Annotated in this window: 19 protein-coding genes; 5 read left to right on the forward strand and 14 right to left on the reverse strand. The window is 35.5% G+C overall.

The features are described from left to right. Window positions 1–23: 23 nt before the first annotated feature. Window positions 24–2,297, reverse strand: coding sequence for a family 20 glycosylhydrolase (locus FNE73_RS10505; RefSeq protein WP_143884559.1), 2,274 nt, complete (start codon window positions 2,295–2,297; stop codon window positions 24–26). Between the two features lie 105 nt (window positions 2,298–2,402). On the opposite strand from FNE73_RS10505, the gene FNE73_RS10510 reads away from it, so the two are divergent. Next, window positions 2,403–3,212: a DUF4197 domain-containing protein gene (locus FNE73_RS10510; protein WP_143884636.1), complete on the forward strand. Its 810-nt coding sequence runs from the start codon at window positions 2,403–2,405 to the stop codon at window positions 3,210–3,212. 308 nt (window positions 3,213–3,520) lie between these two features. On the opposite strand, the gene FNE73_RS10515 is transcribed toward FNE73_RS10510, so the two are convergent. From FNE73_RS10515 to FNE73_RS10550, 8 genes are all read right to left on the reverse strand, one after another. Next, a complete protein-coding gene (locus FNE73_RS10515; RefSeq protein WP_143884560.1) occupies window positions 3,521–4,174 on the reverse strand; it encodes a CoA transferase subunit B in 654 nt (217 codons plus the stop codon). 175 nt (window positions 4,175–4,349) lie between these two features. After that, window positions 4,350–5,051, reverse strand: coding sequence for a CoA transferase subunit A (locus tag FNE73_RS10520; RefSeq protein WP_143884561.1), 702 nt, complete (start codon window positions 5,049–5,051; stop codon window positions 4,350–4,352). Between the two features lie 178 nt (window positions 5,052–5,229). After that, the gene (polA, locus tag FNE73_RS10525; RefSeq protein ID WP_143884562.1) at window positions 5,230–8,067 is read right to left on the reverse strand and encodes a DNA polymerase I; all 2,838 of its coding nucleotides are present in this window, start codon (window positions 8,065–8,067) and stop codon (window positions 5,230–5,232) included. Window positions 8,068–8,180: 113 nt separating this feature from the next. Further along, the gene (locus tag FNE73_RS10530) at window positions 8,181–9,548 is read right to left on the reverse strand and encodes a peptidylprolyl isomerase (protein WP_143884563.1); all 1,368 of its coding nucleotides are present in this window, start codon (window positions 9,546–9,548) and stop codon (window positions 8,181–8,183) included. Between the two features lie 87 nt (window positions 9,549–9,635). Then, window positions 9,636–10,559 carry a PfkB family carbohydrate kinase gene (locus FNE73_RS10535; protein ID WP_143884564.1) on the reverse strand — a complete coding sequence of 308 codons (924 nt, stop codon included), beginning with the start codon at window positions 10,557–10,559 and terminating at the stop codon, window positions 9,636–9,638. 27 nt (window positions 10,560–10,586) lie between these two features. Continuing rightward, window positions 10,587–11,144, reverse strand: a complete 558-nt coding sequence (gene gldD / locus FNE73_RS10540; RefSeq protein ID WP_143884565.1) for a gliding motility lipoprotein GldD — start codon at window positions 11,142–11,144, stop codon at window positions 10,587–10,589. A 51-nt stretch (window positions 11,145–11,195) separates the two neighbouring features. After that, window positions 11,196–12,224: an A/G-specific adenine glycosylase gene (gene mutY / locus FNE73_RS10545; RefSeq protein ID WP_143884566.1), complete on the reverse strand. Its 1,029-nt coding sequence runs from the start codon at window positions 12,222–12,224 to the stop codon at window positions 11,196–11,198. Between the two features lie 104 nt (window positions 12,225–12,328). Next, on the reverse strand, window positions 12,329–14,428 hold the full coding sequence (locus FNE73_RS10550) for a M13 family metallopeptidase (protein WP_143884567.1): 2,100 nt from the start codon (window positions 14,426–14,428) through the stop codon (window positions 12,329–12,331). Window positions 14,429–14,610: 182 nt separating this feature from the next. On the opposite strand from FNE73_RS10550, the gene FNE73_RS10555 reads away from it, so the two are divergent. Next, the gene (locus tag FNE73_RS10555; protein ID WP_143884568.1) at window positions 14,611–14,997 is read left to right on the forward strand and encodes an immunity 22 family protein; all 387 of its coding nucleotides are present in this window, start codon (window positions 14,611–14,613) and stop codon (window positions 14,995–14,997) included. On the opposite strand, the gene FNE73_RS10560 is transcribed toward FNE73_RS10555, so the two are convergent. The 3 genes from FNE73_RS10560 to FNE73_RS10570 form a co-directional block, all read right to left on the reverse strand. Beyond that, complete coding sequence (locus FNE73_RS10560) at window positions 14,994–16,352, reverse strand: chloride channel protein (protein WP_143884569.1); 1,359 nt, start codon at window positions 16,350–16,352, stop codon at window positions 14,994–14,996. The two genes, FNE73_RS10555 and FNE73_RS10560, sit on opposite strands and share 4 nt — an antisense overlap. Before the next feature lie 175 nt (window positions 16,353–16,527). Continuing rightward, window positions 16,528–17,838, reverse strand: coding sequence for a dihydrolipoamide acetyltransferase family protein (locus FNE73_RS10565; RefSeq protein WP_143884570.1), 1,311 nt, complete (start codon window positions 17,836–17,838; stop codon window positions 16,528–16,530). A gap of 63 nt (window positions 17,839–17,901) precedes the next feature. Continuing rightward, window positions 17,902–18,729 (reverse strand): SAM hydrolase/SAM-dependent halogenase family protein, encoded by an 828-nt coding sequence (locus FNE73_RS10570; RefSeq protein ID WP_143884571.1) that lies wholly within the window; start codon window positions 18,727–18,729, stop codon window positions 17,902–17,904. Between the two features lie 123 nt (window positions 18,730–18,852). On the opposite strand from FNE73_RS10570, the gene FNE73_RS10575 reads away from it, so the two are divergent. Both FNE73_RS10575 and FNE73_RS10580 read left to right on the forward strand, forming a co-directional pair. Continuing rightward, window positions 18,853–19,809 carry a PhoH family protein gene (locus FNE73_RS10575; protein WP_089745300.1) on the forward strand — a complete coding sequence of 319 codons (957 nt, stop codon included), beginning with the start codon at window positions 18,853–18,855 and terminating at the stop codon, window positions 19,807–19,809. Window positions 19,810–19,915: 106 nt separating this feature from the next. Next, the gene (locus tag FNE73_RS10580; protein WP_143884572.1) at window positions 19,916–20,491 is read left to right on the forward strand and encodes a DUF3575 domain-containing protein; all 576 of its coding nucleotides are present in this window, start codon (window positions 19,916–19,918) and stop codon (window positions 20,489–20,491) included. 84 nt (window positions 20,492–20,575) lie between these two features. Here FNE73_RS10580 and FNE73_RS10585 read toward each other — a convergent pair whose 3' ends face one another. Beyond that, window positions 20,576–21,184, reverse strand: coding sequence for an NUDIX hydrolase (locus FNE73_RS10585; protein WP_143884573.1), 609 nt, complete (start codon window positions 21,182–21,184; stop codon window positions 20,576–20,578). Between the two features lie 29 nt (window positions 21,185–21,213). On the opposite strand from FNE73_RS10585, the gene FNE73_RS10590 reads away from it, so the two are divergent. Next, window positions 21,214–21,603 (forward strand): hypothetical protein, encoded by a 390-nt coding sequence (locus tag FNE73_RS10590; protein WP_034674362.1) that lies wholly within the window; start codon window positions 21,214–21,216, stop codon window positions 21,601–21,603. A gap of 29 nt (window positions 21,604–21,632) precedes the next feature. Here FNE73_RS10590 and FNE73_RS10595 read toward each other — a convergent pair whose 3' ends face one another. Continuing rightward, on the reverse strand, window positions 21,633–22,676 hold the full coding sequence (locus FNE73_RS10595) for an anhydro-N-acetylmuramic acid kinase (RefSeq protein ID WP_143884574.1): 1,044 nt from the start codon (window positions 22,674–22,676) through the stop codon (window positions 21,633–21,635). Between the last annotated feature and the right edge of the window lie 2 nt (window positions 22,677–22,678).

Below are 22,678 nucleotides of genomic sequence, written 5' to 3' on the forward strand. Positions count from 1 at the left end.
TGAGTTTTAGATTTCAGTTAAAATTAATTCGCTCCGATTTCATCTACAAAAAGCCATGCTTTTGAATCTGCTCCGGGATTTCCTGCAGGGATAATTCCTGCATTTTCTATTTTAATTTTAAGATATTTAGAGTTTTGATTTCCTACATTTAATTTTATTTTTCCCTGTAAGGAAAGAATTTCATCTTTTCCGATTTCTTTAATCATTTTAAAATCTGTACCGTCATCAGAAACAAAAACCTGAGCAGATTTTGCTAAATGAATCCAACTTCCTTTATTGTCTAAAGTATTAAAATAAACTTCTGAAAACTGAGTTTTTTGTCCGAAATTTATTGTTGCTACAACATCTTTACCCTGAAAACCTAACCATGTTTTTCCCAATTGTCTTTTATTCCCAATGATTCCATCAACTAAAGTAAATGCTCCACCAAACGAATAATTTTCGCTCGGTTGTTGTTCTAAAACAATACTTTTTCCTGTTGTTTTGGAAACAGAAAATGACTGTGAAGAAATTGCTGATTTTAATTTTGCATTCTCAAAATACGCTGATTTCACCGTTAATGATTTTGAAACAGGAATGGGATTTTCATATCTCTGAGAGTTTTCAGTCGGATCTGTTCCATCCAAAGTATATCTTATTCCGCTTGGATTTTGTGAAGTGGAAAGTTCGTAAAGTACACCATTATTTGCAGCAATCACTTTTCCTGAAATGTTGTAAATACTTTTCGCATAGTTTACGTTCATTTTATCTAAAACTTTAAAATGCTCTACCACTCTGTTTTCAAATTCTTTATATTTTTTTGGATCTGAAGTTCCCCATGCAACTTCCGAAAGCGCCATTAGTCTTGGAAAAATCATGTATTGAACCTGCCTAAAATCCAGAATATATTCCGTCCATAAATTTGCCTGAACTCCCAAAATATATTTTGCCTGATCTGCATTCAATTCAGTCGGAATAGGATTGTAAGAATAGACTTTATCCAAAGGGGTAAATCCTCCGAAAGCATTAGGTTCGGTTGCAGGATCTCCTTGGTAATGATCAAAATAACAATAAGAACCAGGAGTCATTACCGCAAAATGATTGCTTTTAGCGGCTTCAATTCCCCCATTTACACCCGTCCAGCTCATTACTGTAGCATTGGGAGCTAAACCGCCTTCCAAAATCTCGTCCCAACCAATGATTTTTCTGCCTTTTGAATTGACATACTTTTCAATTCTTTGGATAAAATAACTTTGCAGACCATGTTCATCTTTCAGATTATTTTTTCTGATTAATTCCTGACAATGCGCACATTCTTTCCATCTTGTTTTCGGGCATTCATCACCACCAATGTGGATATATTGCGATGGAAAAAGAGTCATTACCTCATCCAAAACATTTTCTAAAAATGTAAAAGTTTCATCTTTCGGACAAAAAACATCATCAAATACTCCCCATTTTGTAGCCGGTTCGAAAGGTCCTTTTGTACAAGCCAATTCAGGATAAGCCGACAAAGCAGCCAAAGCATGACCCGGCATTTCAATTTCCGGGACAACCGTAATATGACGTTCTTTGGCATATTTTACAACTTCTTTAATCTGTTCCTGAGTATAAAAATAGGGTCCATATGGTTTTCCGTCAAAAGTATTATCAACATAAGCACCGATCATGGATTCTTTACGTTTTGAGCCAACCTGCGTAAGTTTTGGGTATTTTTTAATTTCAATTCTCCAACCCTGATCGTCTGTTAAGTGCCAATGAAAAGTATTCATTTTATACATAGCGAGATAATCAAGATATTGTTTTACTTCTTCAACTGTAAAAAAATGACGGGAAACGTCTAAGTGCATTCCGCGCCAGGCGAATTTTGGCTCGTCCTGAATTTTCATTGCAGGAATTTTCCCTGAATTTTTGTATTGCTCAAATAACTGAATTAATGTCTGAAGTGCTAAAAAATATCCCTGTTCTGTATATGAATTAATTGTGATCCGTTTTGAAGTAATATGAATTAAATATCTTTCTTTTGACTGAATTTTACTCGAAGGTAAATGACTCAGTATAGGTGGAAATGGAGAATATATCAATTGAACAGCATCGTCTTTTTTCCCATATTTGAATCTCATTTTCTTACCTAAATGCTTTTTGAAATATTCTGTTTCCTGTTTTGGTAAATTTTTATCTAATATAAAATTCTTAGGGATAGTAAATTCACCTTCCTGAAACTCAATTTTCTGAGGATAAGGAATGAGATTGAGTTTTGTCTGGGAAAAGAATACTCCCGAAAATAATATTGAAAATAAAAGTAAAAAACGCTGCATTCCGAATTTGATTTGAGTTTAGCGAATATAATTCTTTTCTGAAAAATTTAATGAATGATTTAACTTATAAAGCTATAAAACATCTAATTTTGTAAAAAATAAATGATGAGAAAAACAATTTTATTAGTTGGCGGATTATTATTTTCTGTTTCTGCAAACGCACAAATTTTTGATGCTATAAAATCTACCGTTAAAAACCAAACAGGAGTTGACCTCAATAAACCTGTTAAAACGACAACAACTACTTCTACTACTACAACGGCTACCACTCCAGCTAAAAATTCTCCCATTAACCTTGGAAGTCTTACATCAACTCAAATATCATCCGGTCTGAAGGAAGCTTTGTCTCTAGGAGTTACAGAAGGTGTGAAAAAATTGGGCGTAACAGATGGTTTCTTAAAAAATGAAGCCGTAAAAATTTTAATGCCTGAAAAATTAAGAGTTATTGACACCAAACTCCGTGCATTCGGGTTGGGAAGTCTAGCCGATCAAGGTGTAAAATTGCTGAACAGAGCTGCAGAAGATGCCGTAGTTGAAGCTGCTCCTATTTTCACTAAGGCAATCACTTCAATGACGATTACGGATGCAAAAAATATTTTATTAGGAAGCAATAACGCAGCAACCAGCTATCTTCAGACAAAAACCCAAAATCAGTTATTTACTGCTTTTCAGCCAAAAGTAAAGGCTTCTTTAGGAAAAGTTGGCGCCGATAAAGTATGGACAAATTTAATTTCAAAATACAATACTTTAACAGGACAAGCTGTTTCTACAGATCTTAATGAATATGTGACCAATGAAACCATCAACGGTGTTTTTAAAATGGTTGCCGAAAAAGAAAGCGGTATCAGAAATACACCTGCAATGAGAACTACAAGTGTTTTGCAGAAGGTTTTTGGAGCGCAGGATGGGAAATAGTTTTTTTTATATGATTAACAAAAACGAATTCAAGTTTATTTTAATTTTTTCTTTTGTCTTGAAACAAAAGAAACAAAAGTTCAAGACTTGGAAACCTAAGCTAAAAATCTTCAGTAATTCCTAAAAAATCTAAACTTGCGCGGATTGTAGATTGATTTATTGAAGACCGATTTTTTCTCGCGCTTCAAACAATAGATTTTTCTTAACGGATTTTTTAAAGATTTTCTTAACGCCTCCGTTCCCTAAGTCGGTTATAATCGTGTACAAAAAGCAAAAAACCTTGTCGGTGTGACAAGGTTTTGTTTTATTTAGAATTGCATTTCAGGGATTTCTCCTTCAATGATGAGATCGGCTTCGGTGGATTTGATGATGTGTTCTACGGAAACTCCGGGAGCTCTTTCAATAAGCTTGAAACCTGCAGGTGTTACATCCAAAACTGCTAATTCGGTTACGACTCTTTTTACACAGTTTACGCCCGTTAAAGGAAGTGTACATTTTTTCAGAATTTTACTTTCTCCTGCTTTATTAACGTGCATCATCGCTACGATAATATTTTCTGCAGAAGCTACCAAATCCATTGCACCACCCATTCCTTTTACCATTTTGCCTGGGATTTTCCAGTTGGCAATGTCTCCGTTTTCTGAAACTTCCATGGCTCCGAGAATTGTAAGATCAACTTTCTGACTTCTGATCATCCCAAAACTGAAAGCCGAATCAAAAAATGAACCGCCATCTAAAATGGTAATGGTCTGTTTTCCGGCATTGATAACATCTGCATCTTCTTCCCCTTCAAAAGGGAAAGGTCCCATTCCCAAAACGCCGTTTTCACTCTGAAATTCTACATTGAGATTTTGAGGGACATAATTGGCAACCAAAGTTGGAATTCCGATTCCTAAATTAACGTAATATCCGTCTTTTACTTCTCTGGAAATACGTTTTGCTATATCTTCTTTACTTAACATATGTTTTAATTTGAAAATTTGTTGATGTAGCAACTTGAAAATTGACTACCATCTTTTTTTTAAACGCAAAAGGCGCAAAGATCTTTTTTAAATATCACCCCTTTTTACAAGTTCGCGAAGGCGTTCCACTCAGCAGAGGTCCCAAAAGATAATTATCCCTTTTTGTAGATAATTTTTATATCTTTTTTCTCACAGTTCGCTGTTCGATTCTTTTTTCAAACTTTTCTCCCTGAAAGATTCTTTGAATCATAATTCCTGGAATATGAATCTGATTGGGATCTAATTCTCCCGGAGCAACCAATTCTTCTACTTCAGCAATGGTAATTTTACCCGCTCCTGCCATAGGATGATTAAAATTTCTTGCAGATCCTTTGAAAATAAGGTTTCCTGCATGATCACCTTTCCAAGCTTTCACGATAGAATAATCTGCCTCAAATGCATGTTCCAAAATATGTGGTTTTCCTTTGAAATCTTTCACCTCTTTTCCTTCTGCTACTTCAGTTCCGAAACCTGCAGGTGTATAAAAAGCCGGGATTCCTGCTTGTGCAGCTCTGCATTTTTCGGCAAGTGTTCCCTGTGGTGTTAATTCCACTTCCAATTCTCCCGAAAGCATCTGTCGTTCGAATTCAGCATTTTCTCCAACGTAAGAAGAAATCATTTTTTTGATCTGCTTTTTCTGTAACAATAATCCCAATCCGAAATCATCTACTCCTGCGTTGTTTGAAATACAGGTAAGATCTTTTACATCACTTTCTACCAAAGCATTGATTGAATTTTCCGGAATTCCGCAAAGACCGAAACCGCCCAACATTAAAGTCATCCCATCCTGAATTCCTTCGATGGCTTCTTTGGCATTTTTTACTCTTTTATCTATCATTTTAAGTATAAAATTTTAAGGTCTTAAATTAGTGTTTTTATGCGGAACTGAAAAACTTGTGTTATTTAATAAAAACAAACATAGATTTTCACTTAGCGTTCCATGACTTTTGCTGATATGATTTTGTATATTTAATACAATTGGATTTACATCAAATCTCCAAATTTTTAAACTAGTTTTAATGCGCTTCCAGCCAGTTGTCTCCTACACCCACTTCAACCAATAGCGGAACCTTTGTTTCAATAGCCGATTCCATTTCTTTTTTGATGAGCTGTGTAGCAGTTTCTACTTCTTCAACAGGAGATTCAAACAATAATTCGTCGTGTACCTGAAGCAGCATTTTGGTTTGAAGATTCTGCGCTTGAAGTTGTTTATCTATTCTAATCATTGCAATTTTTACTACATCTGCCGCACTTCCCTGAACCGGAGCATTAACAGCATTTCGTTCTGCATGACCTCTTACCACAAAATTTCCGGAATTAATATCTTTCAAATGACGTTTTCTGCCTAAAATGGTCTCCACATATCCCAGTTCACGTGCTTTAGCGACCTGTTCAGACATATACGCTTTCAGTTTCGGATAGGTTTCAAAATAAGCTTCGATCATCTGCTTTGCTTCCGTTCTTGAAAGTCCGGTCTGCTCGGCTAAAGCAAAAGCACCCTGCCCGTAAATAATTCCGAAGTTGACCGTTTTTGCCTGACTTCTCTGCGTTTTAGACACTTCTTCCAACGGAATTTTGAATAATTTTGCTGCTGTAGAAGCGTGAATATCTTCTCCGTTCTGAAAAGCCTTAATCATATTATCTTCACCAGAAATTTCAGCAATTAAGCGAAGTTCAATCTGAGAATAATCGGCTGAAATGATTTTCTTTCCTTCACCGGAAACAAATGCGCCACGAATCTGCTGTCCTCTTAAAGTACGAATCGGAATATTCTGTAAATTCGGATTTACACTCGCCAGACGACCTGTTGCAGCCGTTGTCTGTGAAAAGTTGGTATGAACGCGGTTATCATCTTTATCAATCTGTGACGGCAATGCATCTACATAGGTAGATTTCAACTTTTGATATGTTCTATATTCTAAAATATGCTGAATGATTTCATGTTTTGAAGCCAGTTTCTGCAATATGTCTTCAGAAGTTGCATATTGACCGGTTTTTGTTTTCTTTGCTTTAGGATCAAGCTGCATTTTTTCAAACAAAATCTCTCCCAACTGTCTTGGAGAATTCATATTAAATTCTTCGCCCGAAATTTCAAAAATTTTTGATTCCAGCTGTCTTAAATCGTTCTCCAGATCAATACTTTCCTGAGCCAGCCACTTTTCGTCAAGAGAAATTCCAGCCAATTCCATTTTAGCCAGAACTTCCATCAGCGGCATTTCTATTTTGAAGAATAAATCTTCAAGGTTTTCTTTCTTAAGCTGCGGTGCAAACAATTCATACAACTGAAAAGTTACATCAGCATCTTCTGCTGCGTAATCAGTCTGTGTTCTAAGATCAGCATCTCTGAAATTACCCTGCTTCTTTCCTTTCTTTCCGATAATCGTCTCAATTGAAACCGGTTTATATCCAAGATAAACCTCAGAAAGATAGTCCATTCCGTGTCTTCCGTCCGGATTGAGAAGATAATGGGCAATCATGGTATCAAACATTGCTCCCTTAACGGTAATGTTGTATTGCTGAAGAATTTTATAATCATATTTAAGGTTATGAGCAATTTTGATTACATCTTCTTTCTCGAAAAATGGTCTGAAAATTTCCAAAGTCTGCAAAACTTCACCCTGATCTTCAGAAAGCGGGACATAATAAGCCAAACCTTTTTTATAGGAGAAGCTCATTCCTACTAATTCGGCCTCCATTTCGTTGAGCGAAGTAGTTTCTGTATCAAAACATACCGCTTTTTGGAGCAACAAATTCTGAACTAAAATTTTCTGTGCTTTCGGATTGTTTATAAACTGGTACAGATGATCGTTATCCTCAATAGTTGATTTCGTTGAAGTTGCCTGATCAAGTTCTTCATAGGTAGCAAAAAGATCTAACTGACCAACATTTGCTGCAACTTTCTGCTGTGGAGTCTGCTTCTCTTTTTCATGATTTCCTTCCAATTTTGCAGTATTGGTTTCAGCCGGAGCAAAAGCACGGTACAGATTTTCATATAGTCTTCTGAACTCTATTTCATCAAAAACTTCTTTTACTTTTTCAAAATCAGGAGTTTCTAGATCATACTGTTCCTGATGAAATTCAATTGGGGCGTCACAGATAATAGTAGCCAGTTTTTTAGATAAAATTCCACGTTCAGCAGATGCTTCTACTTTCTCTTTCAATTTACCTTTAAGCTGGTGTGTATTAGCTAAAAGATTTTCAATACTTCCAAATTCTTTGAGAAATTTCATAGCGGTTTTTTCGCCAACGCCTTCCAATCCGGGAATATTATCAACAGCATCTCCCATCATGGCTAAGAAATCAATGACCTGTTTCGGATCTTCAATTTCGTATTTAGCTTTCACTTCATCAACGCCTAAAATTTCTATATCACCTCCTTTTAAACCGGGTTTATAAATCTTAATTTTATCCGTAACCAACTGGGCAAAATCTTTGTCAGGCGTTACCATAAAAGTTGTATAACCTTCTTTTTCGGCTTTGCAGGCAATCGTTCCTATAACGTCATCTGCTTCGTAGCCTGTAACTCCCAAATGCGGAATATGCATGGCTTCCAAAATTCTTTTAATATAAGGAAGAGCAATTGTTATGGCTTCCGGTGTTTCACTTCTGTTGGCTTTATATTCAACGTAATCATTCGTACGTACACTTGCTTCACCAACATCAAAAACTACTGCCAAATGCGTAGGTCTTTCTCTTCTTATTAATTCTATCAAAGAATTAGTAAACCCGAAGATTGCTGATGTATCAATTCCTGTACTGGTAATTCTTGGACTTCTAATCAATGCATAATATCCTCTGAAAATCATTGCATACGCATCAATGAGAAAAAGCCTTTTATCTTGTGTTGCCTCCATAAGTTGAATAATGAGCAAATATATGAAATCGACTTGATTTGAAAACACAAAGAGTCATTAAGATGATGTGTACAGCTACAAAAAAAACCTCCAGAAAACTGAAGGTTAATTTTTTATTTTTTGATTGAATCTTTTTTCCAATTGGCTCTGAAATCACAGTTGTCATATCTGCCATCTATGGAAATGAATGTTGCAGGAAGTCTGGAATTGACAAACTTTTCTACCATTTCGTTTTTCCTTTTATTGAGCGCCATTTGTTTGATTCTGTCGTAATCGGTTTCCAGTTTTATCTGATGAGCGGGGATCACATCTTCAATTTTAATGATTTTTACTACTTTTCTGTCTCTGTCTGCAACATCATCAAAAGCATTTGTAATATCTCCTTTATTTAAACCCGCAAGTTCGTAACTGATTATTCCCGAAACATTTTCTCTTTCGATTTTGTTTGAACCATCATTTCCTGTAATAACTCCTGCATTAAATTTGGTTCTTTTATCATCTGAAAACTTGAAAGCAGCATCTTTAAAAGTGATTTTCTCTGCCAAAATCAGACCTTTGATACTGTCTAATTTTTTCCTTGCAGTCATCATTTCTGATTCTGTAGGAATTGCTTTCAGCAGAATATGTCTTGCATCATAATTCTTACCTGATTTTTTCACAAGCTGAATAATGTGATACCCAAATTCTGATTCTACCGGATCTGAAATTTCACCTTCCTGCAAATTGAGAGCTGCTGCTTCAAATGGTTTTACCATCTGACCTTTATTGATATTTTTGTACAAACCTCCGTTTGCCGCAGAACCTTCATCTTCAGAATAAATTCTTGCCTGGCTTTCAAAAGTTTCGCCTCCTTCAATATCTGCTTTTATTTTTTTAAGCTTGTTGATCAATTCATCTTTATGAGCTTCCGTAAGTTTAGGATACATCATAATCTGGGAAAGAGAAATCTCATCTTTGATTTCCGGAAGCTGAGATTTGTATAAATTATAAAAATCTGTCACTTCGTTTGGTGTAACGTCCGCTTTTTCGGTGATTCTTTGAAATTTTGCCTGCCCGTAATACTGATCGGTATCAATTTTTTCGATGGCATTTTTCAATTCATACTGGTTTCTGAATTTGTAAGCTGCAAGCATTGATTTTTCATCCGGAAACTGAGAAAGCAATTGATTGTATTTTGCATTTACCTGCTCTTTGATCATTGCCGAACGGTTTTCGATAAGAGTATCTCTCTTGGCTTCGTATACCAAAAGCTTATTATTGATTAGGTTTTCCAAAAACTCACATCTGTTGGTAACAGCAACCCCTTGCTGCTTTCCGTAATTGATCTGTTCTTCAACATCAGATTCCAGCACGATTTCGTCACCAATTACCGCTGCGATACCATCTACCAACTGTCCTTTTTTAAGCTGAGCATTGATGTTTCCTGAAAAAAACATCACCAATACTCCCAGAAGAAAAGTGATTTTTAGTTTATTTACCATTTTAAATTTTTAAACAAGTTGCAAATTTATAATTCTTAACGAATTGCACTCAATTTTTTATTATAAATATTTCTTAAAAAAAGAATATTACTGAAGTTCTACATTAAAAGTTGTCAATTCCTTAAATTGCTTCAACCTGTTTTGAATATCTGCCTCCTTTACTTCTTCCAATCTTTCGGTACCAAATTTTTCTACAGTAAATGATGCCATTGCAGAACCTACGATCAATGCAGACTTCATGGTATCAAAATCGAATGTTCCTTTTTTGGCAAGATAAGCTGCAAAACCTCCGGCAAAAGTATCTCCTGCTCCTGTCGGGTCAAAAACTTCTTCCAAAGGCAGCGCAGGAATTGCAAAAATTTTGTTATCATGAAATAAAAGCGCGCCATGCTCCCCTTTCTTAATGATTACAAACTGAGGACCCATTTCATGGATTTTTTTAGCAGCTTTTACCAAAGAATATTCTCCTGAAAGCTGTCTCGCTTCTTCATCATTAATGCTGATTACATCAGTTTTGGCAATCATCTGCTCAAGAATATCCATTGCAGAATCCATCCAGAAATTCATTGTATCCAAAATAACCAGCTTGGGACGGTTGTTCATTTTTTCCAATACAGAAAGCTGTACTCCCGGATGAAGATTTCCTAAGAGTAAAATCTCTGCATCCTGCATTGAATCCGGAATTTTAGGATCAAAATTCTCCAATACATTAACTTCGGTTACCAAAGTATCTCTCGTATTAAGATCATTATGATATTTTCCCGCCCAGAAAAAAGTTTTTCCTTCTTTTACAATTTCAATTCCTTCAATATTTACATTTCTGCTGGTAAACATATCAAGATGCTCCTGAGGAAAATCGCCTCCCACTACAGAAACAATTCCTGAGTCTACTCCAAGAATCGAAGATGTAATCCCGATATAAGTAGCGGCTCCGCCCAAAATTTTATCTGTTTTACCAAACGGCGTCTCAATTGCATCAAATGCCACGCTTCCTACGACTAATAGTTTCATATAATTATCTATTGTATTTTTTAAAGTTTATTTTTTCCATTCAAATGTGTCCAGAAGATGCATTACATCTCTTTTGATATAATCTACCGCAGGAGCAAGAGAATCGGGTTTCGGTCTTGAATTGAAGTACAGATAACCGGTAACAAAATGTTTTGTGCTGTCTGTTGCGTAAAACTGCAGGTTTGATGCAGCCTGACCTTTCAGTTCGTAAAAATTGCCAAAGACTTTCTTTTCAGGATATTCAAAAGATTTTGTATCAATTGAGCTGGCTTTTATGGTATGCTTATACACCATTTTTTCAGTTTCCTGAATCTGCTGTGCAAAATCGTTATTGATGGGATAATATGTAAGAAAGATCTTAGCTTTCATTTTAGGATAATTCAGATAATACCAGCAAGGTTTTTTAGCATCATAAATTTTAGCGAAATCTGAAATTTCGAAGGAATACATACAGTTGGGCTCAAACTTCTTATATTTTGGTGCAGGATATTCTAATCTGAGCTCACCGTAAGGCTTTGGTGATGCCTCCTTACCGCAGGAAATTATCATCAGCGAAACAAAAATAAAAATGACCTTTTTTATCATTTGGCAAAAATACAAATTAGATTTGACTTTGCAGAGAATGCACTTTAAATTTCACTTTTTCAACCGGTCTTGTAGATAATTTTCTAATGGTTTCGGAAAAGATCTCATTAATGATGATTCAAAGTTAGTGATAAGATATTCATTTTTTGATGTAAAATCATTCCAAACCTCTTCGGAAGAAATTTCAATATCATGTACTTCTATCGTTAAATTTTTGTGTGTAAGCTTGTGCTGTAAGGTTTTACTTCCTTTGTTAAACGGCTTCAAAGCTTCGGGAATTGAATTAGGAAATTCAAATAATTTTTTCCAGATAAAATCATCTTTTCTCTGCTGAATTAAAAAATTTCCGTTTCTGTGAACAAAAAAATAGCTCAGATCCAAATTCTCTGCTTTTACCTTTTTGGTCTTAACCGGAAATTCATTCGTTTTATTCAAAGAAAAAGCAAGACAGTCTTTGTTAAGAGGACATTCTAAACATACAGGATTTCGTGGTTTGCAGATCTCCGATCCCAAATCCATCATTGCCTGATTAAAATCTCCAACATTATCCGGCATAATAAGGTGGGACAATTCTGAAAAATACGCAAAAGCTCTGGATGATGAAATATCAAAATCATCAGCAAAAACACGGCTCAAAACTCTGTAAAAGTTACCATCTACCGCAGGCATTTTTCCATGAAAGCAAATACTTGAAATTGCAGCTGCAGTATATTTACCCACTCCTTTTAGTTGTAAAATTTCGTCATACTCAGAAGGAAAAATCCCATTGTAATCTGACATGATCTGTTTTGCAGCTTTGTGAATATTAATCGCTCTTGAGTAGTATCCCAAACCTTTCCAGTGCAATAAAACCTCATCTTCAGAAGCTTCTGCCAAAGTTTTCACATCAGGAAATCTTTTCACAAAATTATTATAATGATTCAATCCCTGCGAAATTCTTGTCTGCTGGAAAACAATTTCACAAATCCAGATTTTATAAGGATCTTTTGTTTTTCTGAAAGGCAGATCACGTGCATTTTGAGAATACCACTGGAGGAGCTTGTTTCCTAAATGAAGAAAATCTGAGTTATTATTTTTCAATTTAAAATGAAGAAAGTTATTATTTGCAACAAAGATAAATATTGTTTTCAGTGTTTTGAATCTGAAAATAAAAAAGCACGCTAAAAAACGTGCTTTCTAAACAATTACCAGATTTTTATTCTTTCTGCCGGTGCTTTGTACAATTTATCGCCCGGTTTTATATCAAAAGCTTTCATAAATGAATCCTGATTAACCAATGGACCAAAAGCTCTGAAGTATCCCGGTGAATGCGGATCTGTCTTTACCTGATTCATCATATACTGATCTGTAGATTTTGTTCTCCATACTGTTGCCCAACTCATAAAAAAACGCTGATCCTGTGTATAACCGCTTATCAATCCCGGATTTCCATGATCTTTAAGATACATTTGAAGTGCATCATAAGCAACTGCTACTCCACCCAGATCTCCGATATTTTCTCCGCTTGTAAACTTTCCGTTGACAAAACTTCCTTTTACAGGCTCGTATGCGTCGTACTGTGCAGCCAACTGACCTACTTTTGCATCAAAATTTTTACGATCCTGTTCTGTCCACCAGTTATTTAAGTTACCATCACCATCGAATCTTGAACCGCTGTCATCAAAACCATGTGAAATTTCATGTCCTATAACAGCACCAATTCCTCCAAAATTTACTGCTGCATCAGCTTTAGGGTTGTAAAAAGGAGGCTGAAGAATTGCTGCAGGAAAAACAATCTCGTTGTTTGATCCACTGTAGTATGCATTAACGGTTTGAGGAGACATTCCCCATTCTGTTTTATCAACCGGTTTGCCAACCTTTTCCAGACTTTTCTGGTATTGCCATGCTGAAACATTCTGCAGATTAGAATATAATGTTGCTCCCTGAGAAGGAGATCCCACTTTTAACTTAGAATAGTCTTTCCATTGATCAGGATATGCAATTTTTACTGAAAACTTAGAAAGTTTTTCCTGCGCTTTTACTTTGGTTTCAGGAGACATCCAATCCATCTCATCAATGTGATTTTTGAAAGATTTTAAAATGTAATCTATATACATTTCCATCTGTTTCTTAGATTCTGGGCTAAAATACTCATCCACATACAGCTTTCCAAACGCTTCACCTAAAACTCCGTTTACCAAAGCAAGACCTCTTTTATCCATCGCACGCTGCTCTTTTTGCCCCTGCAAATATTTAGAATAAAAATCGAAACGAATATTGTCGAGATTATCTCCAAGATAGCTTGCATTTCCATTGATGACATGGTATTTAAGGTAATCTTTCAGCAAAGAAAGATTTTTCTGGTTGATGAACTGATCCATATTCTGATAATATTTCAGCTCACCGATAATCACCTTATCTGTATTGACACCAGCTTCGGTAAGATACTTTGAAAGATTGACATTCTTTACCAAACCTGAAAGCTCCGAAACATTTTTAGGATTGTATCTTAAATTGGCATCTCTGTTCTGCTCAAGTGTTAAAAGATTATTAGCCAGCTGCTTTTCAAAATCAACTACATTTTTTGCTGCCTGATCAGAATTTTTATACCCTAAAACGCTGAACAGTTTTGACACATAATTCTGATATTCTGCTAAAGTTTTAGTATTGGCTTCATTAACTTTCTGATAATAATCTCTTCCCAGTCCCAAATCTGGTCCGCCAAGATAAACAGCATTCATTTTAGAGTTTTTCAGATCCGCACCTACCCGCCATCCATAGAAAGAATTATCGCCGAGCTTTGTGGCTTCTAACAGATATTTCTGCAGATCATTTACATTTTTGATAGCATCAATTTTAGCCAAATCAGACTTAATAGGTGCAATCCCTTGCGCATTTCGCTTTTCTACATCCATAAAAGATGCATAAAGATTCTGAATTTTCTGACCTTCTGTACCTTCTGCGTAGTTTTTGTTTAAAATTTTATTCAAAATACCTAAAGAAGCATCATCTACATTCTCCCGTAAAGCATTGAAAGAACCCCAACTTGCTTTATCTGAAGGGATTTGCGTGGTTTTGATCCAGTTTCCGTTTACATAATTGAAGAAATCATCCTGCGGACGAACAGTTTTATCCATGTAAGCAAGATTCAGACCTTCTTCTTTTTGTTCAGCATTTTTTACCGGTTCTGCACGGACTAAATCAATTGTTACTTCAGGTTTTTCAGCAGCTTGTTTAGCCGTTCCGCAAGAATTTAAAAATACAACACCTGAAAATGCAAGCGCTGCGATATTGAGTTTTTTCATATTGAGATTGATTATCTTAAATTATATTATTGATTTTCATTGGTGTTTTATACAAATCTTAAACTTATCGTAAGCTGCGAAGTTTATTCTATGCTAATAGATCAAATATAAGCAAATATGTTAAATCTCGATTAGATATTTATCACCCTAAAATATTACCTTTGAACTTTCAAATAAAGACAATGAACAAGCAGATTTTAGATTTTTGGGTAGGAGACTTCACAAGTGAAGATGATTTTTACCAATTTGTAGAAGAAGATGAAAACTATTACATCAACGAAGAATCTGATGACAGCTATGTTTCAAAATTTGCAGAATCTCAGGATACCGTATGGTTTGATCAGGATTTTCTGGAATACGGTTTTGAAAACAGCATCCAGCATTTTGCAGAATATTCTTTTGCCGAGCAATGGCTTCCTGTTCTTGTCAACCGAATAAATGAAATGAATCTGCAATTTGAAGTAAATTCTCTGATCTTCGTAAGTCACGGGCAAATTCCACAGCCAAAATCAGTAGAAAACGATAATTTTTCTTTGACTTATATAGGTGGAATTGAATTTGAATTTTAAGATTTTGTCTCACTTCTCAGTTCAGAAAGAAAATTACCTTTCAAAACATCATAAAGCGAATGTCTGCTGACCAGAATAGAAAAGATTGAAGAAATCATTCCTGCAAGCATCAGATGAAAAATAAGCGAATGGCGGTCTGTCATTTCCAGAACAATAATTGCTGATGTAAACGGAGCTCTCGTTATTCCTGTAAGAAAAGCGACCATTCCACCTAAAACAACAACGTTAGTTTCGTTTGGTGTTAAGTGAATTATACCCGAAATTACAGAACCAATACTTGCTCCCGCAGTAAGAGCCGGTGCAAAAATACCTCCTGCTCCGCCAGAAGTAAATGATAAAGCCGGCCCAAACATTCTTAAGACAGGAACATACCATGCTTCGTGCTTATCCTGAGTAAAAAGCACACGTTCCATGATTTCTTTTCCAGATCCGAGAATCTCGCGGCTGATAAAAAACGAAATACAGGCAATAATTAAAGCACAGCCAATCAGAAAAAGTATATTTGAACGATCTGTTTTCAGTTTTCTTTTTTTCCAGTGATTTATTCTAAGCATAATAACGGAAAGCTGACTGGCTAAAATCCCGGCAACTCCTGCCACCAAAATTATTGGAAACATCACCATTAAAGATACGTCATTGGTTTTGGGATATCCTAAATAAAGATATGATCCGGCCAAAGTCTGTGCTGTAAGACCAGCAATAATAACTGCGGTAAATAATGCTGTTTTAAAATAATTGATATGTGTTTTTGAAAGTTCTTCCACCGCAAAAACAATTCCTCCTAATGGAGTATTGAAAGCTGCTGCTAATCCGGCTGCAGCTCCGGTCATAATCATGTTTTTCTTTGAAATCTTGGGCCACCAGTCGGGAAGATACTCATTTACTTTCCTGAATATGGAGCCTGCAATCTGAATGGTAGGACCTTCTCTTCCGACTGCACCCCCACCAATCACCAAAACTACTGATGAGAGAATTTTAAAAATAATTATTTTTAAACTTAGAAGACTTCTTATCTTACGGTGTTCTTTCGGATTTGCCAATTCTACCGCTGCCATTACCTGCGGAATACCGCTTCCTTTAGCATTCGGAGCAAATTCTTTTACCAGCCACCACGAAAGAACAAAACCTATCGGTGCAATAATGAAAATCATCCAGTCGTGCCAGTTGAGAATAAAATGCAGAAGGTTTTCTCCCCAAGCAAAGATTTTAGCATACATTACGGCAAAAAAACCGGTAATCACAGATCCTATCCAAAAAGGAACCGCCTGAAGAAGATTGTTTTTCAACTGTTCGTTTCGGATATTGTCAAAAGATTTTTTGAGAGCTCTTCGGAAGTAGACCATTATTCTACGCATACTTCAAAATTAGGCTAAATTTTATTAAATCCGAAAAAAAATATTCAATAATGATGTTAAAATTTAGAAATCTATAATTTTAAAATTCCATCTTAAACATTTAACAAAAAACCTCCGATTTCTCGGAGGTTTATATCTGACTTAGCAATATCCATCATTGCCAAAAATTCATTACTTATATTTCTGTGTTCAGATCCCAGTTTTCAAGATAGTCATGAACATGTTTCAGCATCATTCCGCCTAAAGAACCGTCAACTACTCTGTGATCGTAAGAGTGAGACATAAACATCAGATTTCTGATCGCAATAACGTCACCATCCGGAGTTTCAAGAACTGCAGGCTTTTTAACGATTGCTCCAATGGCTAAAATCGCTACCTGTGGCTGAGGAATAATAGGTGTTCCCATAAGATTTCCGAAACTTCCTACATTTGAAATGGTATATGTCGCACCTTGAGTATCTTCAGGTCTTAATTTTTTATTTCTTGCTCTGTAAGCCAGGTCATTGATCGCTTTTGCCAAGCCTGATAACGACAGCTGATCTGCATTTTTAATGACAGGAACAATAAGGTTTCCGTCTGGCAAAGCTGTCGCCATACCAATATTGATGTTTTTCTTTTTGATGATATTTTCACCGTTAATAGAAACATTAATCATTGGGAAATCCTGAATTGCCTTTACAACTGCTCTTACGAAAATAGGCATGAAAGTCAGTTTTTCACCTTCACGTTTTTCAAAAAGAGATTTGTTTTTGTTTCTCCATTTTACAACATTGGTAACATCAGTTTCTATGAAAGAGGTCACGTGTGGTGCAATTTGCTTTGCTTTTACCATGTTTTCAGCAATGATCTTTCTCATTCTGTCCATCGGAATGATCTCATCACCTGCAGCAGCGGTAATAGTAGATGCCGGAGCAGACGGAGTTACAGGCTGAGAAACAGGAGCTGACTGCTGAACAGGAACAGCTTGAGGAGCAGGCTGGTTTCCTCTGTTTTTAACGTATGCTAAAATATCTTCTTTAGTGATTCTTCCTTCTAAACCGCTTCCTTTAATAGATTTCAGTTCAGTTTCAGAAATATTTTCCTGCTGTGCAATAGATTTTACAAGCGGAGAAAGATAAAGATCTCCCGAAAACTCAGTCGAAGCAGCTGTATTTAATGGTTCTTCAATAGTTTTTAAGGTTTCAGCATCCGGAGCTGAGGCAGTTTCAGCCTTTGCTTCTTCTGCAGAAGTACTTCCACCCTCACCTTCAATTTCTAAAATAGCGATGGCTTCCCCCACTTTTGCAACCTCATCTTTTTGCTTCAGAATTTTTACGATTTTTCCCGAAACCGGTGTCGGAACGTCTGAATCTACTTTATCTGTTGCAATTTCCACTACCGAATCATCTTCTTTTACCTGATCTCCTTCGTTGAACAACCAAGTGATAACTGTAGCTTCCATCACGCCTTCTCCCATCGAAGGAAGCAATAATTTGTATTCTGCCATTTTTAAATTTTAGATTTTGACAAATATATAAAAAAAATCGGTTTTTTTATGAAATAGATAATTTTAGAAAAATTCGATGTAGATATTTTCTCCTACATTGAGTCCGAAAAGTGTTTTAGCACCGTTTTTTTTACTGCCTTTGTAAATCGTGAGCTCCAACTGTCCGCTATCATTGAAGATTGCCGCAGATTGCCCGTGGTATTCGGTTTCTCTTTCCCAGTCTGCAACTACTTCACAATGGCTTGAATAGATTTTTGAAAGGCTCAGGTTTCTGAATTTAATCGTAAAATTTTCATAACCTTTTGCTAAAGTTTCAAAAAAATCTCTGCTGATATTTGATATTATATTTCCGAAATTATCAATGTACATTACTTCTCCTATAATCATACTTTCGTTTTCATTAAAAACCGGTCTGGGAAACAAAAGCTGTTTTGCGGCATCTATCTTCCGCCCGATCACCTCAGGAAGTCCGCCGTTTGCCAAATGCACCGCAACGGGAATAAAAACATCTGTAGATGTGAAGTTTACAATATCGTCGAAACGATTATTCAGCGTAATTTCATAAATAGCTTCCGGTTTTATATCAAAAAAAATCAGACTTAACAAGCCGTTATCTGCTGCAATAAAATAAGATCCGTCAGCTTTATATAAGATATTTTTTCTTGATTTATGAAAAAAACTGTCGACTGAAATGACATGAATGGTTCCTTTTGGAAAATATTTGTACGCATTTCTTACGATATATGAAGTCTGAATTAAATTGTGAGCCTGAATGTCGTGTGTAATATCAACTGTTGTGACTTCACTGTTTAAGGACAGAATTTTCCCTTTCATTGCTGAAACTCTGTAATCTATGCGTCCGAAATCTGAAGTGAGGGTAATAATTGACATGAGATATATGTGATAGAACTGCAAATTTATCTAAAATAAAAGGAAAGGAATAAAATTTGTGGATAAGAATTTTGACGAAGATCACAAAAAAACTATTAAATTTAAAAACTAAAAAAAATTTGCATGTTTGAATTAACGTATGACTTAGAAGGTATTGATGCAAAAAACTTTTACGGAGTTAATAACCAATATTTTAATTTAATCAAATCCAGCTTTCCTACATTAAAAATCACCGGAAGAGATCATTTTATCTTTGCCATGGGCAATCAGGAAGCTTTAGATATATTCAGAAAGAAACTTGATGACATTGTTTCTTACATATCACAAAATAATTCTATTGAGCTGAAAGATGTAGAAAATATATTAAACATCAAAGACGAAAACGAGAAACAGCTTGTTTTTGATCAGGATATCATCGTAAAAGGTGTTAACGGAAAAATTATTAAAGCCAAAACTACCAATCTCAAAAAACTTGTAAAAGAAACCGAGAAAAAAGATATGGTTTTTGCGATCGGACCTGCCGGAACGGGTAAAACATATACCAGCGTAGCTTTGGCAGCAAAAGCATTGCGTGATAAGGAAGTTAAAAGAATTGTTCTTACCAGACCCGCTGTAGAAGCCGGAGAAAGCCTGGGTTTTTTACCGGGAGATTTAAAGGAAAAGCTTGATCCTTATCTTCAGCCTTTATACGATGCGTTGCGTGATATGATTCCGCATGAGAAGCTTGAAGGTTTTATAGAGAAAAAAGTGATTGAGGTTGCACCCTTAGCTTTTATGAGAGGACGAACTCTGGACGATGCATTTGTCATTCTGGATGAAGCGCAAAATACCACTCATGCCCAAATGAAAATGTTTCTTACAAGAATGGGAATGAATGCCAAATTTATCATTACAGGAGATCCTACGCAGATTGATTTGCCGCCAAAACAGCATTCCGGGCTGAAAGAAGCCATGAGAATCCTGAAAGATGTAAAAGAAATAGGTTTTGTTTACTTAACGGAAGAAGATGTGGTAAGACACCCTGTTGTAAAGAAAATTATACTGGCGTACAACGAGGAAGAAAAGAGAAATCGGGAATAAGTTTTTTTAAATACACATAAGTTTTCAAATTTAAAAAAAAATATTTTGCACTTCTATAAAAAGTGATATATTTGGTGCCTAAAAATTATTATAAAAATTTGAAACTATGAAAAAACTATTACTAGTTGCTGCAGTAGCAATCATGGGAGCTACAGTTAGTGCTCAGGAAAACTCTATTAAAGCTAATCCAGCTGCTTTGTTAGGTGGTACAGATTTAATTTCTTACGAACATAAATTCGGAGATCATTTCTCAGGAGTTGTTGGTGCTGGATATGGTGGATTTAAATTAGGTGGTTATAAATATAACAGTATTGGAGGAGGTCTTCAGGGTCGTTATTATTTTACTGAAGCTATGACAGGGTTTTACGGTGCCGTTGTAGGTGATTATCTTAATGGAAATGTTAAGATTGACTCTAATGGATTTGGATTTAACTTTGATGGTATGGATATGGGAACCGGAACCAATACCGAAATTAAGTTTTCAGGATTCGGAGGAGGTCTTAGAGCAGGTTATCAGTGGATTTTTGACTCAGGATTTACATTGGATGTTAACCTGGGAGCTTCATACAGATCTTACACTTATGACTGGAATAATCAAGCTGAAGAATCTATGTATGAAGGTGCTTTAAAAGCTAGTGGTGTTCTACCTACTGGATCAGTAGGAATTGGATATTCTTTCTAAATATGATTTATAGAAATTAAAACTAAATGTTATAATAAAAATTCCGATTCAGAGTGACTGAATCGGAATTTTATTATAAATGAATTAACAATACTTTCTAAACAGTTCATTAACAATTAATTTGATATTTTTAAATGTATTGGGAAAAACTTCACTTTCTATCTGTGCTTTATTTTTCCACGCCACTTCTGTAATACCCTCTTCTATTTGCGGCTTAAATGTGTCTTCACCGTCAAAGAACATTTCAAACCAGTGGGTATACTTCAAAACCTGATCTCCGTTTCTTTCTGTGTAAATATGGTAGGTTGTATTGATAAAATCTTTTAACACTACATTTTTCAATCCTGTTTCTTCCTCAATTTCTCTTACAGCAGATTCTTCCCGGGACTCCCCTCTTTCCATTTTACCCTTCGGAAGATCCCATTTCCCAAGCCTTTTAATAAATAAAATTTCTCCTGAAGGTTTATTTACAATTCCGCCCGCTGCTTCTATAATTCTGAAAAGTTTTTTAAATGACTCCCAAATTTCATCAATATTTTCTCCGTAAACATTCAGTTCTGATGTTGAGGTATTCTGAAGAAGATCCAGCGCAATCTCAAAAGTGGTAAAATTTTCAAATGGAAGGATTTTCTCTAAGTTTTCGGGATTCTTAGATATTAATAATTTTTTTTCGTTCACAAAAACTTTATACATTTGTAAGAATTTAAATACAAAAATAAAAAATGAATTTAGAAGGACGAAAGATTATTGTCAATAAATCATCTAAAGACTTATCTGAACTGCTTAAATCTCCGGAAAATTACAAAGAATTTATGCCGGATGGTCTTCAGAAGTTTGAAACCAGAGAAGACGGCTTTAAATTCGGACTTCAGGGAATGCCGGAAATTGCTTTAAAAATTGACGAAGTCACCGACGAAAAGGCAGTTTTGAAATCAGCCAGCTCAAGTCTTGATTTTGCACTGACTGCAACATTAAAACCGCTGAACGAAAACCAGACAGAAGTTCAGATGCTTTTTGAAGGAAAATTCAACCCTTTTATCAAAATGATGGTCGAAAAGCCTCTTCAGAACTTTATCAATACTTTAACGGATAAGATTGAAGCTTATAAATAGTCTAAAAACCTTCAGAAATGAAGGTTTTTTTACGCAATAACTCCTGAACTGTGGTCGCAGAAACTTCCTGTGGCAGAAGACAGTATATTTATTTCGTTTCTGTATCTCAAAACGCCCATGAAAGCAAAAATCAGAGCTTCTTTGAAGTCAATAATTTCTTTTTGCGGAATCACGACCTGAGAAGAAGTTTTTATTTTAATTTTTTCAATCAAAAAGTTGTTGTACGTTCCACCACCTGTAAAAAGAACTTTTGAAAATTTAAATTTATTGAGAACTTCCGAAATCTGATGTGCAGCATGCTCAGTAAATGTTGCCAAAAGATCAAAATGATCTTTAACATAAAGCAAAGGCAAAATCTCAGCATTACAAAATTCAATTCCTAAAGATTTCGGATAAGTTTGTGAATAAAAATTAATATCGTTAAGTTTTTCCAAAAGATCGCAGTCAACAGTTCCCTTTCTTGCCAAATTACCGTTTTCATCAAATTTATGTCCCGCATTTTGTGCGAATTGATTTAAAACAATATTGACCGGGCAAATATCAAAAGCTATTCTTTTATTATTAAGCTTAAAAGAAATATTCGAAAATCCGCCCAAATTAACACAGGCATCATATTCTGCAAAAAGAAATTCATCACCAACCGGTACTAAAGGCGCGCCGTTTCCCCCCATCAAAACATCCTGAGAACGAAAATCGTAGACAACAGGAAGTCCGGTCTCAAGCTTTATTGCCCGTCCGTCCCCAATCTGTAGTGTAAACTTCTTATAAGGTTGATGAAATACGGTATGACCATGGGAAGCAATAAGGTCAACTTTTTCTATATTATTTTTTGAAACGAATTTTTTCACTTCTTTACCAAGATAAAAACCGTATTCCGAATGCAGAGCCAGCAAATTCTGCGACGATAAATGAATTGCATTTCTCAGCTGATTTTCCAAAACTTCGTGATAAGAAACAGTTTCAGCCTTTAAAATAGTGAATTTCCATCCGGAATCTTCTTTCAGGAATCTGGCAAAGCAGATATCAAGACCGTCAAGACTTGTTCCCGACATTAAGCCGATTGCATTGATCATCA

It is taken from the genome of Chryseobacterium binzhouense (assembly GCF_007474545.1).
Lineage (GTDB): Bacteria > Bacteroidota > Bacteroidia > Flavobacteriales > Weeksellaceae > Chryseobacterium > Chryseobacterium binzhouense.